This window comes from Pseudovibrio japonicus (assembly GCF_014651595.1).
In the GTDB taxonomy this organism is placed as follows: Bacteria; Pseudomonadota; Alphaproteobacteria; order Rhizobiales; family Stappiaceae; genus Pseudovibrio; species Pseudovibrio japonicus.
Map to the genome: position 1 here is coordinate 141601 of NZ_BMXE01000003.1, position 24109 is coordinate 165709.

A 24109-nucleotide genomic window follows, 5' to 3' on the forward strand; every position below is an offset into this window, starting at 1 on the left:
TGCTCAAAAACAATCTGTTTGGCGCAGGGCCTCACCAAGCACCATTCCGGTGGAGACGGCCATGTTGAGTGAGCGCATACCATTCTTCATAGGAATCAGTAGTCTGGCGTCAGCGACCTGGTGGACATTTTCAGGAACGCCTGAGCTTTCGCGGCCCATCAGGATCAGGTCGTCCTTCTTGAAGGCAAACTGGGTGTACGGGCGCGATCCCTTGGTGGTCATCAGGATCAAGCGACGTTTTTCCGCCAACTGCCATTCACGAAAACTCTCCCAATCCATATGGCGTTGGAGCTTTGCCCGCTCGATGTAATCCATGCCGGCGCGCTTCAGTGCTCGGTCAGACAAGGGAAACCCGGCGGGTTCGATCAGGTGCAGGGTCACATCCATGCAGGCGGCCAACCGCAACAGTGTCCCGGTGTTTTGCGGAATGTCGGGTTGGTACAGGGCAATATCTGGCATGGTGCGTGGTGCTCGCTTTCGGTCCTATCAGAATGGCTTATGGAAGCATTACTCGGGCATCTAGCGGAACCCAGTGAAAATCTCCAGAAAAAACATAGTGTTTGTTGATAGGTGCGGGCGCCCATTGTGATTTTGCTGATAGGAATCAAGTGCTTTCATTGTAATTGGTGATATATGTTGCGAAAAAGATACAGTGCAATCTAAAGTGTTTTTCCCTAGTTTTAGGGGCTAGGCATGTTTCGGTCTTTATGAGTATAAGCATCTCGCACCGGCCGAGAGCCCTCATCTCATTTGACGAGACTCTCCGAGTTGCTGATCGCCCGATCAGCTATTTTTAAAACGTTGGAACCAGGGAGACATACATGAATACTGAATTTGTGCTCGTGAACGCAAATGTTCTCCCGGCGACTGGCAAATGCGCTATGCATTCTGCTTGGTACACAGGCCGCCCATTTTCCGCTTAGAAAGCGGATTTCCAACACTTCCTAACTCGTATTTTCTTAATGCAGCCCTCCCTTACGGACGCTTCACGTCTGCGGTTGCATGCATATGTTGTCGGAGTATCTCCAATGATTACGTCGTTTATCTGGGCGCAGATTGCGTCCCGTGATGGTTCTATGTCTCAAATTCCAGTCGATGGCGGTCGCTATGTGCGCTCTGCGGGATTGGGAAAAACCACACTTTCACAGGGCCTTGTGCATGCCTTCTGGTTCTTGATGATTAGTGCTGGAGTTGCATTTTTTGCAATTATTCCAACGCTTTACGCAGAGCTGGGTCTGGTTGAATTTGTACGGTCCAACGGAGCCTATGAGGCTGGCACGCTGTTCAAAGGGCGTGTCATCGATACCATAGTTGGCGCCTTTGCGGTTGGTGTCGGCATTGCCAGTTTGATCTGGTCTTTTGCCGGCGCGCCTAAAGATAGCCGCGATCCATATGAACGAGATGAGCGGCTGCAGTAAGCAGCCGTCATCCTCTCACCATGTTGACGTGGTAATGCGCTTTATAGTCCAAGTATATTAATTGGGATTTATCATGTTCTCTTATTTTGAGAAGCTTATTGACCCATTCAAAGTGGAGGATATAAAGACTCCTCCAAGTACGTTTTGGGGTTTTATCTGGTTCTATACTAAGCCAGTGTCAGTGTTGCTTGCTATTATTGCATTCTTTGCTGCTGGAATTGCTATTCTGGAAGTCATTGTATTCACGTTTATGGGTGATCTGGTCAATTGGCTGGGCAGCGAAAGTCCTGAGACCTTCTTTGCGGACAACTGGAGCCATCTGATTTGGATGGGCGTGGTGCTCTTAATCATATCGCCGCTTGTGTCAGGTTTATGGGAGCTGCTCTTTCATCAGGGGCTGGTTGGCAACTATCCTATGGTGCTCCGCTGGAAGGGGCATCGGCAATTACTTCGGCAAAGCTTGAGCTTCTTCCATAATGATTTCGCGGGTCGCATCGCCAACAAGCTGATGCAGACTTCTCTCGCTGTCAGAGAGGTGATTACGCGCATTGTCGATATTTTTGTCTATGTGATTGTTTACTTCCTTGCCGCGATTGCTGTGCTTGCAAACGCTGACTGGCGACTTGCTCTGCCAATGGTGGGGTGGTTGGTAGCCTATTTCGTTGTCATGTACGTCTTCGTGCCAAAACTGAAGAGAATATCTAAGAAACAGGCAGATGCCCGATCTGTGATGACCGGTCATGTGGTTGATGCGTATACGAATATCTCGACGGTGAAGCTGTTCTCGCATGCCGCGCGCGAAGAAGATTATGCCAAGAATTCCATGAGCAAGTTCATGGATACTGTGCATTTGCAGATGCGGAATGTGACGAAGCTGAATATCTGCCTGACAATGATCAACAACCTGTTGCTTCTGGCGCTAGGTGGTATTTCCATCTGGCTGTGGAAGGGTGCGTTAGTGACCACGGGTGACATTGCGATTGCGATTGCCCTGGCCCTGCGTTTGCAAGGCATGTCCCAATGGATCCTTTGGGAAGTGGCAGGTCTGTTTGAAAACATCGGTACAGTGCAGGATGGCTTGGGCATGTTGTCCCGGCATACTGAAGTGCGCGATCAGGAGAATGCCAAGGAACTTGTCGTTTCTGATGCGGAAATTCGCTTCGAAGATGTGAAGTTCCACTATGGCAAAGGCAGTGGCGTTCTGGAGAACCTGTCGCTTAACATCAAGCCGGGTGAGAAGATCGGCATTGTTGGGCGCTCCGGTGCTGGTAAGTCGACGCTGATGAACCTGCTGCTGCGCTTCCATGATCTGGAAGGCGGGCGTATTGCCATTGATGGTCAGGACATCCGCAGTGTGACGCAGGAAAGTCTGCGCAAGCATGTGGGTGTTGTCTCTCAGGATACCTCGCTGCTGCACCGGACAATTCTGGAGAACATCACTTACGGCAAAGATGGTGCGAGTCTGGAAGAGGCGAGGGAAGCGGCACGGCGTGCCCATGCTCTGGAGTTTATTGAAGGCTTGAAAGACCCTGAAGGGCGCACTGGCTTTGATACTCTGGTGGGTGAGCGCGGTGTGAAGCTTTCCGGTGGTCAGCGTCAGCGTGTTGCCATTGCACGGGTGTTGTTGAAGGACGCTCCTATCCTTGTTCTGGACGAAGCAACGTCTGCTTTGGACTCCGAAGTGGAGGCGGCTATTCAGGAGAGCCTGTTCGAATTGATGGAGGGTAAGACGGTGATTGCGATTGCTCACAGACTTTCCACAATTGCGGCAATGGACCGCCTAATTGTCATGGATCAAGGCAAAATCGTAGAAATGGGTACTCACGAAGAGCTTTTGAAATCTGACGGTATCTACGAGAATCTCTGGAACCATCAATCCGGCGGATTCCTTGCGCAGGTTGCCGCTGAATAAGGGTTCCTGAGCGGGAATCAAGTGGTTTAAACCAAAGGTGGTTTGGGGAAATATTGCGTCTTTTGGTCCCCAAACCACCCTACTTTCGGCGGAGTTTTGTTTTTTCAAAACGCGTTTCTCCCCTCTTTTCGGCTTTTATGCCCAAATTGTCTGCGACAATAAGTCCTCAATTTTTCAACGAGCCTAGACAAGTGCGACCATTGGTGGCAGATAGCATCCGTTAATGTAAGTGCGTAGTTTGCGCATTTTCACCTGTAGCTCTTTGAAGAGTAGATAGTGGTTGGCTCCGCCAGCCGTGGGTACTGTCCTCTCACGAGAGTTTCTGGGTGTTCCCTTTCAATTTTGTTTCGAGAGGACGCGACCTTGGAACACACGGACACGGCTGAACCGACACGCCGCGATTTTCTTTACATCGCGACCGGCGCCGTGGGCGCGGTCGGTGCGGGAGCTCTGGCTTGGCCCTTTATCCATCAGATGAACCCGGATGCATCTGCACTGGCTTTGGCTTCTATTGAAGTTGACGTTTCTGCGGTTGAAGTTGGGCAATCAATCACTGTGACCTGGCGTGGTAAGCCAGTCTTTATCCGTCAACGTACGGAAAATGAGATCGCTGAGGCGACTGCAGTGCCAATTGCTGATCTGCCAGACCCGTTTGCCCGAAATGCAAACCTGGAAGACAATGCAGAGGCGACTGACGCCAACCGAGCGACTGTTGGTCATGAAGCCTGGCTTGTTATGGTCGGCGTCTGTACGCACCTTGGCTGTGTGCCTCTTGGTGAAGCAGGTGATTTCGGCGGTTGGTTCTGCCCATGTCACGGTTCTCACTACGACACTGCTGGTCGTATTCGCAGAGGCCCGGCGCCAGAAAACATGCTTGTGCCGCCTTTCCAGTTCTCCGACGACGATACTATCGTAATCGGCTGACGTGACCCCTTCAGGAGGCTGCTATGTCTGGTCATTCTACTTATGAACCGCAAAGCGCACCTGCCAAGTGGCTGGAGCGTCGTTTGCCGGTAATCTCCCTTGTACATGGGAGTTTTGTTGCTTTTCCTACCCCGAAGAACCTGAACTACTGGTGGACCTTCGGCGGTATTGCTTTCTTCGTGCTGGTTGTGCAGCTCGTTACCGGCATCGTGCTGGTTATGCACTACACACCTAACGATGCGTTGGCATTTGCATCCGTTGAACACATCATGCGTGATGTGAACTACGGTTGGTTGTTGCGTTATCTGCACATGAACGGCGCATCCATGTTCTTTATTGCGGTGTACATCCACATGTTCCGTGGCATGTATTACGGCTCTTATAAAGAACCGCGCGAAATCGCCTGGATCCTCGGTGTTCTGCTGTTCCTGCTGATGATGGCAACTGCATTCATGGGCTACGTGCTGCCATGGGGTCAGATGTCTTTGTGGGGCGCAACGGTTATCACCAACCTGTTCTCTGCTATCCCGGTTGTTGGTGAGAGCATTACAACATGGCTCTGGGGTGGTTTCTCCGTTGGTAACCCAACACTGAACCGCTTCTTCTCACTGCACTACCTGCTGCCATTCGTGATTGTTGGTGTTGTGCTGCTGCACATCTGGGCGTTCCACATTGCTGGTAACAACAACCCAGTTGGTGTTGATCCTAAGTCCGAGAAGGACACGATCTCTTTCCACCCGTATTACACGGTGAAGGATCTGTTCGCGATCGTGATCTTCATGATCTTCTTCTCCTGGTTCGCATTCTACCTGCCGAACTACATGGGTCACCCGGACAACTACATCGAAGCGAACCCAATGGTTACGCCTGCACACATCGTTCCTGAGTGGTACTTCCTGCCGTTCTACGCGATTCTGCGCGCTATCCCGGACAAGCTCGGTGGCGTTATCGCGATGTTTGGTGCGATTGCAGTTCTGTTTGTTCTGCCTTGGCTCGACACTTCCAAGGTGCGTTCCGGCGCATTCCGTCCAGTGTTCAAAGTGTTCTTCTGGCTGTTTGTGTTCTACTCTGTCATGCTTGGCTGGCTGGGCGCGATGCCTGCGGAAGGTATCTACGTGATCCTGTCACGTATCTTTACCGCACTGTACTTCATCCACTTCTTGGTGATCCTGCCAGTCCTTGGCCTGATCGAAAAGCCGAAGAAGGTACCTGACTCAATCAATGATGCTGTGCTGGGTAAAACCGGCAGTGCGTCCTAAGGGCAGGGGATTTTGGTAAGATGAAAAATCTGATGTTCAAAAGCGTACGTGCCCTTGCTGTTGTTGCAGGTCTGGCAATTGCCGGACCAGCTCTCGCAGCTGGTGAAGGCCCGCATGTAGAAAAGCAGCCTTGGTCTTTTGCTGGCCCGTTCGGCCAGTTTGACAAAGCGCAGCTGCAGCGCGGCTTTCAGGTGTACAGGGAAGTTTGTGCTGCCTGTCACGGTCTGAGCCTCGTTGCATTCCGTAACCTTGCTGAAGAAGGCGGTCCGGGTTTCTCCACGGATGAAGTCAGCGCGCTTTCTGCTGAGTACTTCATTCAGGATGGTCCGGATGAGGAAGGTGAGATGTTCGAACGCGAAGGTAAGCCGTTCGACAGATTCCCATCTCCATTCCCGAATGAGCAGGCAGCCCGTGCTTCCAACAATGGTGCTTACCCACCAGATCTGTCTCTGATCGCAAAGGCACGCGCGGTTACTCGTGGTTTCCCATGGTTTGTTTTGGATATTGCGACGCAGTATCAGGAAAATGGCCCGGACTATCTGTACGGCCTGCTGACCGGTTATCACGACGCTCCTGAGGGCGTAGAGGTTCCTGAAGGCCAGTACTACAACCCTAACTTCATCGCGGGTCAGACGCTTGCTATGGCGCCACCGCTGTTTGATGAAGCCGTTGAGTACACCGATGGTTCTCCTATGACTGTTGATCAGTACGCTCGTGACGTTTCTGCATTCCTGATGTGGACTGCTGAACCTCACCTTGAAGCCCGCAAGCGCATTGGCTTCGGTGTGATGGCGTTCCTGATCCTGTTTGCTTCGCTGCTGTACTTCACAAAGCGTAAGATCTGGAGAAATGTGGACCACTAAGGTCACATTTATAAGTTCAAAAGGGGCTATCCTATTTGGGTAGCCCTTTTTTTTGGGGGTGCTGGCTGGATTTGATATACCGCCAACTTTCCCCGACTGAATCTGATAGGGTTGCGCCGAGACCGATTTCTTAAGGAGAGCAGGATGCAGGCGGTTCTAGGTATTATTGGTGGTTCCGGGCTCTATAATATCCCCGGGTTTGAAAAGGCCCGCTGGGAGGCAATCAAGAGTCCCTGGGGCGAACCGAGCGATGATGTCTGCATTGGCGAGATTGATGGCCTTAAGGTTGTCTTTCTGCCGCGTCATGGCCGGGGCCATGTGCACTCTCCAAGCGAGATTAATTATCGGGCAAATATCGATGTGCTGAAGCGGGCCGGTGTCACGGATCTGATTTCGATCAGCGCCTGTGGCTCCCTGAAGGAAGAGTATGCACCGGGCACGTTTGTGCTGGTTGATCAGTTCATCGACCGGACGTTTGCACGTGAAAAGAGTTTCTTTGGGACGGGCTGTGTGGCACACGTTTCCGTAGCTGATCCGGTATCGCCGTTGCTGGTGGATGTAGTTGAAGGCGCTTGTCAAGAAGAGGGCCTTACGTATAGCCGCGGTGGTACTTATCTGGCTATGGAAGGGCCACAGTTCTCCTCACTGGCAGAGAGTAACCTCTACCGTTCCTGGGGCTGTGATGTCATCGGAATGACCAACATGCCTGAAGCCAAGCTGGCGCGTGAGGCGGAGCTGAGTTACGCAACAGTGGCAACGGTCACAGATTACGATAGCTGGCATCCTGATCATGGAAACGTCGATATCAATGCGATCCTGAAGGTGCTACACGAAAATGTTGAAAGCGCTCACAGGTTGGTGCGTGCAATTGCCAGAAAGCTGCCGAGAGAACACCAGCAATGTCCGACCGGGTCCAACACGGCCCTTGATTTTGCGATTGTCACCGCAGAAGACAAACGAGATCCGGCGCTGCTTGCCAAGCTGGATGCTGTTGCCGGGCGTGTGCTGAACAAATAACCGACTATCAGAATACCTAATCGAGGCTCTGGCTGCAGCGCCTCAAGTAGATCAAAATTTAATAAAGAAACGCGGAAACAACCATGACTGACACACTCAACACAATCTCAGAGGAGCTGATTGCGTCCATTCGGACCATCCCGGACCATCCGAAGGAAGGCATTCTGTTTCGGGATATCACTACTCTCCTGAGTGATCCGCGCGCGTTCCGCCGTGCTGTTGATGCGTTGGTGCAGCCGTGGGCCGGGTCCAAGATAGCGCAGGTGGCCGGTATTGAGGCGCGTGGCTTTATTCTGGGTGGTGCTGTAGCACACCAGCTGTCTGCCGGATTTTTGCCGGTTCGTAAAAAGGGCAAGTTGCCGTTTGAGACCATCGAGCAGGACTACGATCTTGAGTACGGTACCGATACTATCGAGATCCACAAAGATGCCATCAAGCCGGGTGAGAAGGTTATTCTGGTTGATGATCTAATTGCGACTGGTGGCACTGCGGAAGCTGCTGTCAAATTGCTGAGAAGTGTCGGTGCAGATATTGTTGCTGCGTGCTTTATTGTGGATTTGCCAGAACTGCAGGGACGTGCAAAACTGGAAGCTCTGGATATTCCGGTAAGAACCCTGGTGGAGTTTCCTGGTCATTGAATGACTCTGTTGTAGAGAACGGGCCACAGTTTTCTGAGGCCTTCAATCAAGATTTCGAATTGCTTTTGAAATGGCGCCGAGATGTACGCCATTTCAAGCAAGACCTGATTGATCGCGAAATTATTGATGAACTTTTGCGATTGACTGACCTTGCCCCAAGCGTCGGTAATAGTCAGCCATGGCGCTTTATTGAGGTGTGCCGATCTGAAAACAGAGAGGCCGTCTATCGCAACTTCCAACATGCCAATGCAGAGGCCCTGAAGGGCTACAAGGGTGAGCGCGCCGAGAGCTATGCCAAGCTCAAGCTTCAAGGGCTGATGGACGCGCCACTGCAATTTGCCGTGTTTTGCGAGGCTGATCCTGAACAGGGTGCGGGGCTGGGACGTCAGACCATGCCGGAAACGCTTGCTTATTCCTGTGTGAGTGCGATCAACTGCCTCTGGCTTGCTGCCAGAGCGAAAGGCATTGGTGTTGGCTGGGTTTCCATTCTGGACCCCGACAGTATGGGGCAGGTGTTTGGGGTGCCTGACGGCTGGCGGTTTGTTGCCTATCTTTGCGTCGGATACCCGCTTGAGAATAATGAAATGCCCGAGTTAGAGCGCACAGGCTGGCAGGCGCGTACTGCTACTGAATTGCGAATGTTAAAAGATACTGATCTAGTTAGGCCAGATGCCGAACAGGAGTCGCTTCGTGTCAATCCAAATAAGGGCAATTGAGCCTGAAGATCGAGAGCAGGTTGTTGAGCTGCTTGTGAACCGCTGGACCAGCCCCGAACAATTGCTGGACGGGGAAGTGGTGGATGCCTCCAAGTTGCCGGGCTATCTGGCTTTGAATGAAGGTCGTCTGGTCGGGATGATTACACTGATCAAGCGTGAGAGCGAATGGGAGATCCTTACGCTCGATTCATTGCAAAGATGGGGTGGTATTGGCACCCTGTTGCTGGATGCAGCTGTAGATGCTGCACGCCATGCGGAGATTGGCCGCATTATGGTGCGCACGTCCAATGATAATCTGGATGCCTTCCGGTTCTATCAAAGGCGTGGTTTTCACTTAGAAAAAGTGGTGCAGGGCGTCATTGACGAGGAGCGTAAGTTAAACCCTGAGATTCCGGTTACAGGTCTGAACGGTATTCCACTGCGCGACGAAGTGATCTTTGGCCGGGATATCACTGCAAATCGGTCCTAGCCTTACTTGCAAGTTTGGGTTGGCTAATCCTAGGATATATTTGATCTAATTGCGGTTGAGGGGTGTGTTGTGATTGTCCGCATAATCGAAATGGTGCGGCGTTATAGAACCATATCGCTTCCCCTGCTGGCCAATGTGCTGGATTGCTCCATCGACGACATATTGTGTTCGGTCGCTCATCTGGAAGACAGCAGTATACTGCGTGTGCGCGGGAACGTGCTGGTCTCTCAGGAAGCAACGGCCGAGAGCGATATCAGCGTGCGCATGCATTCCCGTTTTGCAGAGAAGAATGCGATCGGCAAGCTGGCGGCCAGCCTGATTCAGGATGGCGATCGTTTGCTGATTGAGTCGGGCAGTACGCCTGCGATTTTTATCAATCACCTCAAAGAAAAACGAGATCTCTTTATTGCAACGCCAAGTCCGCGGATTGCGGAGAGCCTTGTGCGGCATCACAGTGGGCTGTTCAGCATTGAACTGATTGGCGGCAAGCTCGGAACACATACCACTGCGCTCTTTGGCGAGGAGACGCTGGCGCGTATTCGTGATCTGGCAGTGGACTGGACCATCATGAGCCCGACCAGCCTATGCATTGAAAAGGGAGCCAGCTACTTTCACGAGGTTGATGCGCAGACCAGCTTAATGATGCAGCAAAGTGCGCGGAAGACCATGATGCTGTGCGATAGTTCCAAGTTTGGTGTTCCCAGCCGGTTTTCAGCGCAAACCGAGCGTGGTGTGGACGTCTTTGTTACCGAGAACCACGGGGAAGCCGGGTTTTCTGAGATTGAGCATCATCTTAAAAGTGCGCGTGTTTTCCGGGGCGTTCTGGAGGACACTGATGGGGACGAATTCACTTTTTTTGAGTAATTGCGCCGAAATAAGTGGGCTCGCTGCATCGTTTGATATTTCTTAGTCATTTTCGCTAAAATGGAACATTGTTTACATAGGGGTCAAAACCCTGAGTCTAGGCCAATTTAGATGATGAATGATTTGAGGGTGGATGTTCTTGCCAATCTGGTGAAGCACCACCGGCGCATATCCTTGACTGCCGCTGCAGATATTCTGGGAATGGGCTTTGACGAGCTTACTGTGCTGGCGCAGGCATTGTCAGTGCGCGAGGATTATGAGCTTTTCGAGAATTCCATTTGTTATCTGTTGCCACAAAGCCAGGATTCCTATCGGGTCAGGCTGCGTACCCATTACATTGAGAAATATGCAATTGGACGGCTGGCAGCTTCTTTCTTCAAGAAAGGGGACCATGCGATTGTTGAGTCCGGCAGCACCATGACCATTCTTGCACAGCACCTTGCGCAGGTTGAGCAGATTAAGGTTTCGACCAATTCCTATGCTGTGGCCTCCATGATCATTGGTGCGGAAACCGCCGCTGACGTTCACGTCGTTGGCGGGAATCTTTACGCTGATGGGCAAGGCTCTCTTGGTCCGATTGCTCTGGCGGCTGTAGAGGGGCTTGAGGCGGACTGGGGCGTGATCAGCCCTGTGGGCTTATCCGTGGACGGTGAACTCATGTACTACGTTGAGGAAGAGGCCAAGTTTGCGCAGGCGATCATGGCTTCCTGCAAGCGTACGATGTTTCTTTGTGACTCCAGCAAATTTGGTGTGCCCAGCCGTTATTTTGCGGGCACCTGCGCGCAAGCGGATATGCTGATTGTGGACAGCGGCGTTGAGCAGAGCATCCTTGCCAACCTGATTACTAAGGGGCTGAAAGAGGTCCACGTGGCGGATGTGGATGCCGAGGCCTCCAGCGAAATTGTGCTGCTGGATCTTTGAGGTTTAATCGGCTGTTTTTCAATAAAAAAGGCGCCCCTTGGAGCGCCTTTGATGTTTTATAGTGATCTTGATCGATCAGACGTTGAACTTGAAGAGCAACACGTCGCCATCCTGAACAACGTATTCTTTACCTTCGTCACGTGCTTTACCGGCTTCTTTTGCCGGACCTTCACCGCCTAGTTCAACATAGTCGTTGTAGCCGATGGTTTGTGCGCGAATGAAGCCGCGTTCAAAGTCGGTGTGGATGACACCAGCAGCCTGAGGTGCTTTGGTGCCCACTGGTACGGTCCAAGCGCGGGTTTCTTTTGGCCCTGCTGTGAAGTAGGTGATGAGGTGCAGCAGGTTGTAGCCTGTGCGGATCAGACGATCCAGACCTGGCTCTTCCAGGCCCATGTCGGCCATGTATTCACGCTGCTCTTCGTCTTCCAGCTGTGCGATCTCTGCTTCAATCGCCGCTGAGATGATCACGGTTGCTGCGCCTTGCTCTTCTGCCATGGCCTGAACCTTGGCGGAGAGGCTGTTGCCTTTGTCGGCAGATTCTTCTTCTACGTTACAAACATAAAGAACCGGCTTGGAGGTGAGCAGGTTGAGCATGTCGAGCTGCTTGATCTCTTCCGGATCAGTCAGGCCGAGTGCGCGCACAGGCTTGCCGTCCTGAAGGATTGCCAGAGCCTGTTCCATGATCGGTAGAGCGGCTTTCGCGTCCTTGTCGCCGGACTTGGCTTTCTTGGCGAGTGGTGCGATGCGCTTTTCGAGGCTTTCCATGTCAGAAACCATAAGTTCGGTTTCTACGGTTTCGGCATCGGCGATCGGGTCGATCTTGCCATCCACGTGGGTGACGTCGTCGTCTTCAAAGCAACGCAGAACGTGTGCAATGGCGTCGACTTCACGGATGTTTGCCAGGAACTGGTTGCCCAGACCTTCGCCCTTGGAGGCGCCGCGCACGAGGCCAGCAATGTCCACGAAGGTCAGCCGTGTCGGGATGATTTCCTTGGACTGGGCGATTGCTGCGATTTTGGACTGTCGTGGATCAGGAACAGCAACATCACCTGTGTTCGGCTCAATGGTGCAGAACGGATAGTTTGCTGCCTGCGCCGCTGCTGTCTTGGTCAGAGCGTTAAAGAGGGTAGACTTACCAACGTTAGGCAAGCCGACAATGCCGCACTGAAAACCCATTTATTTTTGTCCTTTCGATCCAAATAGCTGCTCAAGCGCTGAGGCGAGCGGCCCTTTTTTGTTTGCTTCTTTGTCCAGATAGCCAGTTGCTTTTGGGGCTGGCTTTTTCTGTGGCTCGGGCTTGGCTGTTTCCTGCTTCTTTTTTTCAGCAGCGTCGCGTGAGCTTTCTTTTTTGTAAGGCTTGCCAGAGCCTTCCGGGCGTGTTGCCAGTGTAACTTTGTTTGCGAACTGATTGTCGTTGTGTTGTGCAAGCAAAAGAGCGTTGTCTGCGATGGCCTCCAGCAGAGGCTCGAGCCACTCCTGATCCGCTTTTGCAAAGTCACCCAGAACCCACTGATGCACGCGGTCCTTGTGGCCCGGATGGCCGATACCAAGGCGTACGCGGCGGTAGGCGTCTGTGATGTGTGCTGTGATTGAGCGCAGGCCATTGTGGCCACCGTGACCGCCACCATTTTTCATGCGGAATTTGGCGGGGGGCAAGTCCAGCTCATCATAGAGCACGACAACATCTTGCGGGGTGAGTTTGTAGAAACGGAGTGCTTCGCCCACTGAACGACCGGATTCGTTCATGAAGGTCATTGGCTTCATCAGCAGGACTTTTTCGCCCTCCAGATTGCCTTCAGAAACGTGAGCCTGAAAGCGGGCCCGCCACGGGCCGAATGAGCGATGGCGGCGATGAATTTCATCTGCCGCCATGAACCCGATGTTGTGACGATTATTCTCGTATTTTGGACCTGGGTTTCCGAGGCCAACGAACAGCTTCATGGGAATAGCTCCACGTCCAAATTACTTAAGAATTAGGCTTCGCCTTCGCCTTCGCCTTCACCTTCTTCAGAAGCTTCAGCTTCTTCGTCGGCTTCTTTCAGGCCTGCAGGAGCTGCGATGGTGGAGATGGTGAAGTCACGGTCTGTGATGGTTGGTGCACAACCAGCTGGCAGTTCAACAGCAGAGATGTGCTGGGAAGAACCGAGGTCAGCTTCAGCGAGATCGATTTCCAGAGCTTCTGGAATTGCGTTTGCTGGAACAGTCATTTCAACAGTGTGACGTACAACGTTGAGAACACCGCCGCGCTTCAGACCTGGGGAAGTTTCTTCGTTCAGGAACTTCACTGGAATTTCAACTGTCAGCGTTGCGTTTGCAGAAACGCGCAGGAAATCAACGTGCATCAGCGTGTCTTTTACTGGATGCAGCTGGAAGTCCTTCGCGATTACAGAAGTTTTTTTGCCGTCCAGGTCGATTGTACCGACGTGAGACAGGAAGCCGCCCTTATGAAGGGTCATGGTTGCTTCTTTGATTGGCAGGCTGATAGAAACTGCTGCTTTTTTGCCGCCGTAGATGACTGCAGGTACAAGACCTTCACGACGAGCTGCACGAGCGGCCCCCTTGCCACCCAGTTCACGCACCTGTGCTTTCAGCTCATAGCTGTTTGCCATGGTGGAATCTCCTAGTTAGATTATAAAAGTAAGGCCGCGGGAGCGACAGTTTTCTGTGCTCGACTACGGCCAACTTTGCACGCCTCCTCCAAGGGTGTCGACGTACGCGGCTCGTATAGCTGAACTTGTCTTAAAGAGCAAGGCCAACGGTGGAGCCTTAAGGCAGTTTGTCTGAAAACTTTAAGAGACTCTGCAGTTTGATTCTGCTTGTGTTGTATTCCTGCCTGAAAATCGGTTTTGCGGATGCAAAACAGGCACAAAACGAGAAAAACCGGAGGGGACCCCGGTTTTTCAAAACTCGTGTATTTAAGGTGGATTAATCGAACAGGCTGGAAACAGAGCGTTCCTGCGATGTGCGATTGATCGCTTCGCCCATCAGAGGGGCGATTGAAATGGTGCGGATGTTTGGTGCCGCCTGCACAGCAGCCGTTGGCTCGATGGAATCGGTGATCACCAGTTCCTTCAGCTTGGATGCAGACACGCGTGCAACTGCGCCGCCGGATAAGACGCCGTGCGTAATGTAGGCGGTTACAGATTTTGCGCCAGCATTGAGCAGAGCTTCCGCCGCATTACATAGAGTGCCGCCGGAATCGACGATGTCATCTACGAGGATACAGTCATATCCGCTCACATCACCAATGATGTTCATGACTTCGGATTCACCAGGCTTGTCGCGACGCTTATCAACGATGGACAGAGGTGCTTCGATCCGCTTTGCAAGTGCGCGTGCACGAACCACACCGCCAACATCGGGAGAAACAACCATGACGTTGGTTGTGTCGTAGCACTCTTTGATGTCACGGGTCATCACAGGCGCGCCGTAGAGGTTGTCGGTTGGGATGTCGAAGAAGCCCTGAATCTGCGCAGCATGCAGGTCAAGTGTGAGAACCCGGTCCGCGCCAGCGTTGGTGATCAGGTTAGACACGAGTTTTGCAGAGATTGGTGTGCGTGGCGCCGACTTACGATCCTGACGGGCGTAGCCAAAGTATGGAACCACTGCGGTAATACGACGTGCTGACGAACGACGAAGTGCATCAATAATGATGAGCAGTTCCATCAGGTGGTCGTTTGCCGGATAGCTTGTCGGCTGAATGACGAAGACGTCTTCACCGCGCACGTTCTCCTGGATTTCAACGTAAATTTCCTGGTCTGCAAAGCGGCGAACCTGGCACTTCGCCAATGGCACATCAAGATACTTTGAAATTTGCTCGGCCAGCGCGCGATTGGAGTTACCCGCGACGATTTTCATAACCCGCAAGTCCTTCTTGGGCTTTGGTCTCACCAATCGACAATGGTCGGTAGTGAGGTGGATATTTGCGTCCCTTGGTGGAACCCGACTTCTTCTGAGAAGGCGCCCTGACAGGTCGCCTTGGGGCGCCTTTTAACAACCTCGCTGTAAGCCGACAATAGCCAGAACGCACTGCGGCTCAGCTTTTTTACAAAAGCTGAGCCGCATCATCGTGTATCCCATTGAATTTGCTAGGTCATGAGCTGTAGAGCCATGCTTTTATTGATGCAACAGTTCTACCTGCAATTCTGCGAAGCGCGTCACGTGTCACAGAATTCCAAGGATCGCCCGCGTTGCCACCTGTTTGCTCCTGGCCATCGATTCGATGAACCCGGTTGCCACTTTCATCTATTATATCAAATACGTAGAAAACGGTGGTGGTGTACTGGTCGCCTGCAGCGGTCAAGAATCCCTTGACTCGGTAAGTTGCTGGTGCACCAACGCGCCTGACGAGGGTAAGATCTGCGGCAACTGTGCGATCTCCAAGCTCCATAAACAGATCGTCGGCAATGTTGCCGGGTAGTCCGGTTAGCTGCTCAAACGCAAAAGTTGCTCTGTCCGGAGCGACGGCTGGAGGGGCTGACTTATTTTCGATCATGTCCCCGATGCTGGAAGGGGGAATGGGGTTTGCCGAACAGCCTGCAAGAATTGCCGCAACGGCAATGATTAATACCCGAGGTAGAAGTACGAGCTTCAGCATGTCAGTCCTTAACGTCCACGTAGAGAATCAGCGTGGGGTGCCCCAATAGATTCGTAAAGTTCAATTATGCCAGTCTTTAGCCCGCCTTCACAGGGAGGTCGAGAGAAAGCTGTGATAATGTTTCAGGGCCATCTGCATGTGTGATGTACGTTTGGCCCAAAGTCATCGCGGTTTCGCTGTCAGAATCCATGATCATCATGTGCATGAACAGTACCATGTTTTCCTGAATTTCATGTGCATTTTCTTTAAATGCCATGTATGGAGCCTCCATCCAGCTTGGTGTGAAGCGTGCACCAAGGGAATATCCGCAGGCGTTCAGGCGGTGTGGCATCAGGCCCCGGTCATCCAAAACGTTGGCATGGGCAGCAAATAAATCCCCAAAAGTATTGCCCGGCAGCATGGCTTGCTCCACGGCCAGCAGCGCGTCTTTTGCAGCCCGGTGCAACTCAAGATGCCGTGGTGTTGGCTCGCCCAAAATGATGGTGCGGATGGAGGCGGCATGGTAATGGCGGTAAACGCCTGCCCATTCCAGTGTGAGCTGATCATTCTCGGAGAGCGTTCTGCGACCGGATTTGTAGCGGCAGAGCAGCGCATCAGGGCCAGACCCGATTACAAATTCATTGGCCGGATAATCTCCCCCACCTTCAAAGATGGTACTTTGCATCTTTGCCAGAATGTGGCCCTCGTTGGCTCCGGGTTTGATTTCTTCCATTGCAGCGAGGAAGGCCTCGTCGGCCAGCTTGCCAGCTGTTCTGACATACTCCAGCTCCTGGGGAGACTTGACCTGACGCAGTGCTTTCACGATGTCAGAAGCATCGCTGACGTTGGCGAAGGAGTGGAGCGATTCGTCCAGCAGGCGGCCATTGGCAGCAGTGAGGCCGTGGGTGTCGTACTCAACGCCGATGCGGGTTCCTAAAAGGTCCAGATCAAATAGCAGCTCTTTGACCTGCCCAACAGGCGACCTGCCTGCCACGTCCATCCAGAGGCGGATGTCTTTTAGATTGGAGGTGTTGCGGGCTTGTCTGAGATCGGCAGAGCGGGTGAGGAGAATGGGTTCTTCGCCGGGGCGATAGATCAGGCACTGGAAGAAGCAATAGCCAAAGGTGTCGAAACCGGTCAGCCAATACATGCTTTCTTGCGCAAAAATCAGCAAGCAATCCAGATGGCGCTCTTTGAGTTTGGCATCCAGAGCAGCACGGCGCTCAGCAAATTCTTCCGGTGAAAAGTGCAGGGCCATGGTGTTCTCCCAATCCATAGTTTGCAGTGCAATCTCAAACAGAACTTACTCTTGCTTGTTGGCAAGCACAATCAGCCGGTCAACATGATAGTTGATATTTGGCGTCCGTAATCTGGTTCATTGTTATGGGTGGTTCTGCGGTAGGAGAAGAACCTATCCTCATCTGCATAGGTGCACAGTTCAAGGTCAATGATGTTTTTCAGGCCGAGTTTGTCCAGCTGCGCTTTAATGAAGGCAGGCAGGTCGAACATGCTGTGCTCGGGTTTTGGGGAGGGAACGAAGAAGCGCTGATTGTCTTGCGAACGCTCCAGAAAACGGTGGGTGAACTCCGGGCCGACCTCGTAGGCGTTTTGTGAGATCATTGGGCCCATGACAGCGGTAATATTTGCAGGATCTGCCCCCAGTTTCTGCATGGCTTCGACTGTGTTGGGCAAGATGCCGTCCATGGCGCCTTTCCAACCGGAGTGGGCTGCACCAATGACGCCGTTGTCAGGATCGGCAAACAGGATCGGACCGCAGTCGGCTGTCAGAATGCCGATGGCAAGGCCGGGGGTGTTGGTCACAACCGCATCGGCGCGTTTGTCATCTTCCTGGGTGAAGGGGCGGGACACGCTCAGGACTTTGGCGGAGTGGATCTGGTAGAGGGTTACCAGTTGCTCAGGTGTGGTGCCCATGCTGCTGGCAACGCGGCGGCGGTTTTCGAGCACGTCTTCTCGGGTGTCGTTGGAGCCGATTCCCACGTTCAGGCCTTTGTAAATGCCTGAGGAAACGCCACCTTCGCGGGTGAAGAAGCCATGGGCAATGTGTTGCATTGCTTCAAGCTCAGGCACTTTAATCATTGGCTTCTCCCGCAATTGGTGGGTTCACTGTTGAAATGGAATTGGTTTTTCAGAGGTGTTGGTGATGCAAAGGACCTTGAAGAGTGCGCCCATCTGGTCATCGGCGGCAAGGCGTTCCACGTCTTTGCGGATCTGGTCCTGATCAAGGGTGGATTTACCTGCACCGAGCTGGCCGGCGCGCTCCAGCAGGCCGAGGCCGAGCAGGAACTGGCCCTGACCGATCGGGCCGTGCGGCTTAGCGCCTTCTGTTAGTGCTGCGTTGGCGAGGGCCTGAAAGTTGACGTGGGCGGTGAGATCCGCTTCGCCGCAATGGTCCAGCGTTGAGACGTATTCGTGCTTTTTGAGGGCCTGAAAGGTATCGCCAGTGGCGGTTTTGGCGTAGCCGTAATCAATCAGCAGCGCTGCGCCGCCGTTTTTGCGGATGCGCTGGCCGATCTGTTTGGCAATTGCGTTGGAGGCGGGAGACAGTTCCAGTGTATCGCCCATTTTGGCCTGCAGGTTTGCTTTGGCTACATCTGCCGGAGATAGCGTGCCGGCGCCGATGCCGAAGGTGAGGTTGTCTTCGTTATCCAGTCCGACACATCTTTCACGCCATCCTTGTTCCGTCAGCTGGTACTGGTGGATCGGGAGGGTGTCAAACAGTTCGTTGGCGACGAGCAGGGTTGGACCTTCCGGGATGGTCTCCAGTGTGTCGTGCCACTTGATTGTGTAGGCCTTGAGCAGCTTGCGTTGTGCCTTGCGCAGGGACGGGCTGGTTTCTGCCAGATGGATCTGCAGGTTGGCGAGCATTTGCGGGCGCAGTGAGACCACACGCAAAATGTCTTTCATTAAAGTGCCGCGGCCTGGACCCATTTCGACCAGGTGAACCGGACCTTTGAGATCTTGCGAGAGATATTGATGCACGAACCATGCACCGATCAGCTCGCCAAACAGCTGCGAGATTTCGGGTGCGGTGGTGAAGTCGCCCTTGGTGCCGAAGGGTTGTTGGCGCATGTAGTAGCCGTGCTCGGGATCAGACAGGCACATGCTCATATATTCGGCTACGGACATGGGACCATGATCCACAATCCGCTTTTTGATTTTCTCCTGAAGGGGCGTGGACGCGGAACTGGTCATTTGGCTGCTTTATTCTCTTCCGGATTTCTTTTCAGGGCCCAGACTATGATTGCTGCTCCGATAAGGACCATTGGCAGGCTCAGGAGCATGCCCATAGTGAGGAAGCCGGAGAGGTATCCGATATGGGCATCCGGCACGCGGTAGAGCTCTACGAACGAACGGGCCAGACCGTAGCCGATGGCGAAGCTGCCAGCCAGAACGCCGGGTTTTTGCAGCAGTTTGAAGCGGTGTGACAGCAAGCGTAGCACGAGGAACAGAACGGCTCCTTCCAATGCGGCTTCATAGAGCTGGCTTGGGTGTCTTGGTTCTGGTCCACCATTGGGGAAGACGACTGCCCAGGCCACGTCGGTTGGGCGCCCCCAGAGCTCGGAGTTGATGAAGTTGGCGATGCGCCCGAAGAAGAGGCCGATTGGGGCGGCGATAGCTGCCAGATCGAACATGGTCCAGCCGGACAGGTTGCGTGCTCTGGAATAGATGATCAAAACAACGATCATACCAAGCAGGCCGCCATGGAAGGCCATGCCACCTTCCCAAACCGCGAAAATCTCAAGCGGGTTGGCGAGGTAATACGGCAGGTTATAAAACAGGACGTAGCCTAAACGCCCGCCAAGGACGATGCCGAGTGTCGCCCACATGACGAAATCGTCGATGTTTGTTGCTGTGGGGTGAGGGGTCTTGTTCCAGAGCGCTGTGTTGCGGACGGTTACGACCATGTAACGCCATGCAAGCAGAATTCCGGCTATATATGCCAGAGCATACCAACGGATGGCGAGTGGGCCGAATTCAATAAGAACCGGATCAATCATCGGGAAAGGTATAGCTAAGAGCGGCATTTGAGACCTATCTGTTATTAACTGAGCGAGCATTCCGACAAGTGACGGAATTGGTCAAGTGGTTTATCGCAGGTGTTCAACACAAGCTTTCGTCATTTTACTGACAGGTTCTTTAGGCTTCTGGTTGCAAAACAGACCTGAGCGCTTGAATCTGTCGGGCCAGACCAATACTTGTTTATGAGATATAAATTTAAAGAGGACGCCATGAGCCAGTCACCTAATCGCATGTTCGACGAGTTTGCAAAGCTGATGACCGATGCCGCTGGTGTTGCGCAGGGTGCAAAGCGGGAAATGGAAACCGCCTTCCGTGCGCAGATCGAGCGTTTCATGTCAGATATGGATCTGGTTTCCCGCGATGAGTTTGACACAGTCAAAGACATGGCGATCAAAGCGCTTGATGAAGTTGAGAAGCTGGAAGAGCGTCTTAAAGCAGCTGAAGAACGCCTCGCTGCACTTGATAAAAACACTAAGCCTGAAGACAAAGCGTAGTTCTGGCCGAAAATTACATGTGAATATGCTGTGGGCGGCGGAGAGTCGTCCACAATTTTCGCAATGTTCTGTCGGTTCCCCCTATAGGGGAAAGAGCAGGTCTATCGGTATATTGGCAAAAAAGAGATTCTATGTTTCGCATCAATAGTTCCTCTTAGGAACTTCCTTTGTAATGCATGTTTCTAGTAAAGAGCACGTAAGTGTCTGGTCCATGAACACTCAACCCGTCTCCGTCTGGAGTGGGTAGAAAACCATTCCTCAAACGGAAAGAGGACCGGAAATGAGCCTAATTGAGTTTGGCACGGAACGCCCCCTGAATCCGGTTGATACCATCGAAAACCTCGCGACCGGAAATGACTGGTCCTTCGAGCGTCTCGGTGATGACGAAATTTCCATTTCGGTTACAGGGTCTTGGTGCGACTATCACGTTACCTTTTCATGGATGGAAGAGTTGGAGGCGCTGCATATGGCAAGCGCGTTTGACCTGAAAGTCCCAGCCCCCAGAAAAGACGAGATTGTGCGCCTGCTTGCTCTGATTAACGAGCAGCAATGGATGGGGCATTTCGATATCTGGGGGAGGGAAGGTGTTGTCATCTTCCGCCAGTCGCTTTTGCTTGCTGGTGGCGCGGAAGCCAATCCATCCCAGATCGAGGTTCTTTTCTCCAATTCTCTTGATTCCTGTGAGCGGTACTATCAGGCATTCCAATTTGTCGTGTGGGCTGGCAAAACAGCGCAGGAAGCGATGGAAACAGTGATGTTTGAAACTGCCGGTGATGCGTGAAATTAATGAATGATTGCGCGTCGGTTCTGGCAGGAGCTGGCTAAACGAGTGGTGCCATGCTGGCTGGATGCATGAAACAGGGTGTAGCACCTGAGCAGGCAACCGCAACGGCTGCCCTTCGCACAGCAGAACGTGCTGAGTAAGCAGGTACCAAAATTGCTCGATATTGACGTAAAGCCTCGGTTACTAGACTGAGGCTTTTTCTTTGTATCTGTGCTGGTCCTGTGTGTATGATTAGGTGTTGATGCGTAGACACAGTGTTGGTCATACAGGAGCGTGCCATGCCCACCGAGAAGACCCATCAGAAAGTCGTGGAAAGTTTCATCGAGCTGCTGAAAACGCAGCGCATTGAAGAAATCACCTATGCGGCGATTGCGGATAACGCTGGTGTGAAAATTGAGGTGGTGCGCGCGTGTTGCAATGGCAAGCTTGATCTGCTCGCAGCGTTTTTTCGGGAAATTGACCAGAAGGTTCTTCAGGAACGTGACCCTGACCTGATGGATGAGACGGCACGTGACCGCCTTTTCGATGTTCTTATGTGCCGACTTGATCTTATGGAGCCGCATAGAGAGGCAGTCATGAATTTGCGCAGGACTGCGGCGAAAGACCCGGCTTTTGCCATGCACATACACAAGCTTGTGACACGCTCGATGAAGTGGATGCTTGTGGCCGCAGGGATTGAAGAGTTTGGCTTGCGCAGTGTTGGAATGTCCAATGCTCTGGCTTTGGGATACGAGCGTGTGGTGCGGGTATGGCTTGAAGATGACGCGCCCGGGCATCCAAAGGTTATGGTTGCGGTTGATGAAATGCTGGCAAAAGGTGAGAAATGGATGGGGCGTGCTTGCAAAGTGGAGAAAGTCGCCGCACCAATTCTTGAGGGACTGGGGCGCTTGTGCCAGAAACCGACACGCCCGGCTGATAGGAAGGCTCAGGGGCCTGAACCTACAAATGGCGGGGCTGAAGCCAGCCCCTGATTTAGATTAGAGAAGATTATGGACCAAACAGAAGATACGAAAACAATCAGTATTGATGATTTTTTGAATGTGGATGTGCGGGTCGGGACCATTATTGAGGCCGTTGATTTTCCAGAGGCCCGCAAGCCCGCTTATAAGCTTAAGATTGATTTTGGGGCAGAGATCGGTGTGAAGAAAACTTCTGCCCAGATCACTGCGCATTATACGCCAGACGCGCTTATTGGCCGTCAGGTGGTCGCGGTGGTGAACTTTCCGCCGCGCCAGATCGGACCGTTCATGTCGGAGGTTCTGACACTGGGGCTATCTGATGAAAATGGCGACATCGTCTTGCTGCATCCGGATAGCAAGGTGCCCAACGGCGGACGCATGCACTAAGCTTGAAGAGCTTCATTCGAGAAAAGGGGGAGAAAAACTTATCCCCCTAACGTTTTCACGGATTACTCTGAGACCCATGCCTATGTATCGGGTTGCTGGCGGACCGTCCGTCAGTTTGTCGTAGGCTGGGCGGGGCTACTGCGAAAGGTAACGTATTTTGTAGCAGGTCCGTGGAGGTTGCCCAAACGCCATGAGTGTTGAGGCGGGCGGATGCGCGGCCAAACCAAAGGGCGTCAACACTGGGAAGGTACCTGCAACAGGCGGGTTCTCTTTCTTCAAGCGTCTTTTGGAGCTTGGCCATAGCCTCCTGCAAAAACGCCCGGGCAAGGCGACAGCCAATGCCGAAGAAACATATCTAATAAGTAGCGCAGGCGTTGCCTGCTCGCCTTGCTCGTCCCGTTTTACGGGAAACTCAGGTGCAACACTGCATGGCTTGCCATGTGGTGCTCTTCGTGCGTCGTGCAGATAATGCTCTAGATCGGGATACGAATGCGTACGCGCAGGCCGCCCAGTGGGGATTGGCGTAGGAAGATCTCACCGCCGTGGCTTCTGACGATATCTCTTGCAATGGCAAGGCCCAGACCTGAGCCACCACTGTCCTGATTGCGGGCGGTGTCGAGCCTGTGGAAGGGGCGGAAGACGTTTTCGCGCTCTTCGCGCGGGATGCCCGGACCGTCATCATCAACGGTGATGATCAGCCAGTCTGGTGTGCGATTGCCCTTGATGCGCAGGGTTTTGCTGTAGCGGGCAGCGTTGGAAATGACATTGAGCAGGCAACGGCGGAACGCGCGGCCTTTGACGATGACCAGAGGATCGCCATCAAAGGAGGAGGCAACGTCAGCGCCGACAACTTCGGCCTCAACTTCCAGATCTTCCAGCATCAATGCAATATCAACGGGGGCGGGCTGTTCATCGCCATACCCCTTGGAAAAGGAGAGGTAGTCCTCCAACATCCGGTTCATTTCGTCGACATCATTGCGCAGGGCGTCGGCTTCAGGGGAGTCATAGAGCAGCGCCAGCTGCAGGCGGAAGCGGGTCAGGATTGTACGAAGATCATGACTGACGCCTGCGAGCATGGTGGTGCGCTGGTCAACGTGGCGCTCGATGCGGCGGCGCATGTCGATGAAGGCGAGCGCTGCGCGGCGGACCTCGCGGGCGCCATGGGGACGGAAGTTGACGACTTGCCGACCTTTGCCGAACTCCTCAGCGGCGTCGGCCAGTTGTTCAATTGGCCTGATCTGGTTGCGGAGGAACAAGACTGCTATGACAATCAGAACCAGAGATGTGGCGATCATCCAGACGATGAAAATGTGGGAGTTGGAGGCGTAGGTCTGGCTTCTGCGGGCAATGACACGCAGTGTCTGGTCTTCCAGCTGGATGCGGATCTCGACATACTTGGCAGCGCCGATGGTATCAATCCAAAATGGCCTGCCGATGCGTGCGGCGATCTCGCGGGTCAGGTAGCGGTCCACCAGATCAAAGAGCGGTTTTGGCTTTGAAGGAGGAAGCGGTTCCTTGGGAAGGACGGTGACAGACAGGCCCAGTGCACTTGCGCTGATCTGTTTCAGAATGGCGTAGTTGTCGTCGTGAGCGTAAGTCTCGGTCATATCGATGACAGCGGCGATGTCACGGACAACAGCTTCTGACAGGCGGCGCGTCACCAGATCGTAGTGGCGCTCCATGAAGACAAACGCGAGGACTGATTGCAGGATCAGAAACGGGATGATGATGATCAGCAGCGCCCGCACATACAGGCCCTTGGGGAGCTGATAATGCAGCCAGCTCGTCACCGCGAAGTAGGGCGTTAAAAGCGTTCTGACCCATTGAGGGAGTTTGAAACGGTCTGATAAGCCCATTGTCCTCTCGC

At 53.1% G+C, this 24109-nt stretch carries 26 protein-coding genes; 15 read left to right on the forward strand and 11 right to left on the reverse strand.

The window, feature by feature from the left end:
• Positions 1-3: 3 nt before the first annotated feature.
• Positions 4-459 (reverse strand): tRNA (cytidine(34)-2'-O)-methyltransferase, encoded by a 456-nt coding sequence (locus tag IE076_RS09210; RefSeq protein ID WP_189436495.1) that lies wholly within the window; start codon positions 457-459, stop codon positions 4-6.
• 569 nt (positions 460-1028) lie between these two features.
• Here IE076_RS09210 and IE076_RS09215 point away from each other — a divergent pair.
• The 11 genes from IE076_RS09215 (at position 1029) to IE076_RS09265 (ending at position 11001) form a co-directional block, all read left to right on the forward strand.
• Complete coding sequence (locus tag IE076_RS09215) at positions 1029-1418, forward strand: hypothetical protein (protein WP_189436496.1); 390 nt, start codon at positions 1029-1031, stop codon at positions 1416-1418.
• 73 nt (positions 1419-1491) lie between these two features.
• A complete protein-coding gene (locus IE076_RS09220) occupies positions 1492-3330 on the forward strand; it encodes an ABC transporter ATP-binding protein (protein WP_189436497.1) in 1839 nt (612 codons plus the stop codon).
• 363 nt (positions 3331-3693) lie between these two features.
• Positions 3694-4254, forward strand: a complete 561-nt coding sequence (gene petA, locus IE076_RS09225; protein ID WP_189436498.1) for a ubiquinol-cytochrome c reductase iron-sulfur subunit — start codon at positions 3694-3696, stop codon at positions 4252-4254.
• A gap of 23 nt (positions 4255-4277) precedes the next feature.
• On the forward strand, positions 4278-5513 hold the full coding sequence (locus IE076_RS09230) for a cytochrome b (protein ID WP_189436499.1): 1236 nt from the start codon (positions 4278-4280) through the stop codon (positions 5511-5513).
• A gap of 20 nt (positions 5514-5533) precedes the next feature.
• Positions 5534-6376, forward strand: coding sequence for a cytochrome c1 (locus tag IE076_RS09235; RefSeq protein ID WP_189436500.1), 843 nt, complete (start codon positions 5534-5536; stop codon positions 6374-6376).
• Positions 6377-6520: 144 nt separating this feature from the next.
• Positions 6521-7393 (forward strand): S-methyl-5'-thioadenosine phosphorylase, encoded by an 873-nt coding sequence (locus IE076_RS09240; protein WP_189436501.1) that lies wholly within the window; start codon positions 6521-6523, stop codon positions 7391-7393.
• An 83-nt stretch (positions 7394-7476) separates the two neighbouring features.
• On the forward strand, positions 7477-8031 hold the full coding sequence (locus IE076_RS09245) for an adenine phosphoribosyltransferase (protein ID WP_189436502.1): 555 nt from the start codon (positions 7477-7479) through the stop codon (positions 8029-8031).
• Positions 8028-8747 (forward strand): 5,6-dimethylbenzimidazole synthase, encoded by a 720-nt coding sequence (gene bluB / locus IE076_RS09250; RefSeq protein WP_189436503.1) that lies wholly within the window; start codon positions 8028-8030, stop codon positions 8745-8747. Before IE076_RS09245 ends, bluB begins: the two co-directional genes overlap by 4 nt.
• Positions 8722-9216 carry a GNAT family N-acetyltransferase gene (locus IE076_RS09255; RefSeq protein ID WP_189436504.1) on the forward strand — a complete coding sequence of 165 codons (495 nt, stop codon included), beginning with the start codon at positions 8722-8724 and terminating at the stop codon, positions 9214-9216. The genes bluB and IE076_RS09255 overlap by 26 nt, the downstream gene beginning before the upstream one ends.
• A gap of 69 nt (positions 9217-9285) precedes the next feature.
• Positions 9286-10080 (forward strand): DeoR/GlpR family DNA-binding transcription regulator, encoded by a 795-nt coding sequence (locus IE076_RS09260; RefSeq protein ID WP_209008994.1) that lies wholly within the window; start codon positions 9286-9288, stop codon positions 10078-10080.
• A 111-nt stretch (positions 10081-10191) separates the two neighbouring features.
• Entirely contained in the window at positions 10192-11001 is an 810-nt protein-coding gene (locus IE076_RS09265) for a DeoR/GlpR family DNA-binding transcription regulator (RefSeq protein WP_209008995.1), read from the forward strand.
• Positions 11002-11076: 75 nt separating this feature from the next.
• Here IE076_RS09265 and ychF read toward each other — a convergent pair whose 3' ends face one another.
• The 9 genes from ychF to lgt form a co-directional block, all read right to left on the reverse strand.
• A complete protein-coding gene (gene ychF / locus IE076_RS09270) occupies positions 11077-12177 on the reverse strand; it encodes a redox-regulated ATPase YchF (RefSeq protein WP_189436505.1) in 1101 nt (366 codons plus the stop codon).
• Complete coding sequence (pth, locus tag IE076_RS09275) at positions 12178-12942, reverse strand: aminoacyl-tRNA hydrolase (RefSeq protein WP_189436506.1); 765 nt, start codon at positions 12940-12942, stop codon at positions 12178-12180. It abuts the gene before it with no gap.
• A 32-nt stretch (positions 12943-12974) separates the two neighbouring features.
• Positions 12975-13610, reverse strand: a complete 636-nt coding sequence (locus IE076_RS09280) for a 50S ribosomal protein L25/general stress protein Ctc (RefSeq protein ID WP_189436507.1) — start codon at positions 13608-13610, stop codon at positions 12975-12977.
• A 316-nt stretch (positions 13611-13926) separates the two neighbouring features.
• Entirely contained in the window at positions 13927-14859 is a 933-nt protein-coding gene (locus tag IE076_RS09285; protein ID WP_189436508.1) for a ribose-phosphate pyrophosphokinase, read from the reverse strand.
• Between the two features lie 235 nt (positions 14860-15094).
• A complete protein-coding gene (locus IE076_RS09290) occupies positions 15095-15598 on the reverse strand; it encodes a hypothetical protein (protein ID WP_189436509.1) in 504 nt (167 codons plus the stop codon).
• 76 nt (positions 15599-15674) lie between these two features.
• Positions 15675-16835, reverse strand: coding sequence for a M24 family metallopeptidase (locus tag IE076_RS09295; RefSeq protein ID WP_189436510.1), 1161 nt, complete (start codon positions 16833-16835; stop codon positions 15675-15677).
• Positions 16836-16906: 71 nt separating this feature from the next.
• Entirely contained in the window at positions 16907-17674 is a 768-nt protein-coding gene (gene pgeF, locus IE076_RS09300) for a peptidoglycan editing factor PgeF (RefSeq protein WP_189436511.1), read from the reverse strand.
• A gap of 24 nt (positions 17675-17698) precedes the next feature.
• A complete protein-coding gene (locus tag IE076_RS09305; RefSeq protein WP_189436512.1) occupies positions 17699-18790 on the reverse strand; it encodes a class I SAM-dependent methyltransferase in 1092 nt (363 codons plus the stop codon).
• Positions 18787-19623 carry a prolipoprotein diacylglyceryl transferase gene (gene lgt, locus IE076_RS09310; protein ID WP_189436513.1) on the reverse strand — a complete coding sequence of 279 codons (837 nt, stop codon included), beginning with the start codon at positions 19621-19623 and terminating at the stop codon, positions 18787-18789. The genes IE076_RS09305 and lgt overlap by 4 nt, the downstream gene beginning before the upstream one ends.
• Before the next feature lie 204 nt (positions 19624-19827).
• On the opposite strand from lgt, the gene IE076_RS09315 reads away from it, so the two are divergent.
• The 4 genes from IE076_RS09315 to IE076_RS09330 all read left to right on the forward strand — a co-directional run bounded on the left by IE076_RS09315 (position 19828) and on the right by IE076_RS09330 (position 22242).
• Positions 19828-20112, forward strand: a complete 285-nt coding sequence (locus IE076_RS09315) for an accessory factor UbiK family protein (RefSeq protein ID WP_189436514.1) — start codon at positions 19828-19830, stop codon at positions 20110-20112.
• 280 nt (positions 20113-20392) lie between these two features.
• Positions 20393-20893, forward strand: coding sequence for a type III secretion system chaperone family protein (locus tag IE076_RS09320; protein ID WP_189436515.1), 501 nt, complete (start codon positions 20393-20395; stop codon positions 20891-20893).
• 281 nt (positions 20894-21174) lie between these two features.
• Positions 21175-21867: a TetR family transcriptional regulator gene (locus IE076_RS09325; protein WP_189436516.1), complete on the forward strand. Its 693-nt coding sequence runs from the start codon at positions 21175-21177 to the stop codon at positions 21865-21867.
• Positions 21868-21885: 18 nt separating this feature from the next.
• A complete protein-coding gene (locus IE076_RS09330; RefSeq protein ID WP_189436517.1) occupies positions 21886-22242 on the forward strand; it encodes a tRNA-binding protein in 357 nt (118 codons plus the stop codon).
• 473 nt (positions 22243-22715) lie between these two features.
• On the opposite strand, the gene IE076_RS09335 is transcribed toward IE076_RS09330, so the two are convergent.
• Positions 22716-24098, reverse strand: coding sequence for an ATP-binding protein (locus IE076_RS09335; protein ID WP_189436518.1), 1383 nt, complete (start codon positions 24096-24098; stop codon positions 22716-22718).
• Positions 24099-24109: the final 11 nt, after the last annotated feature.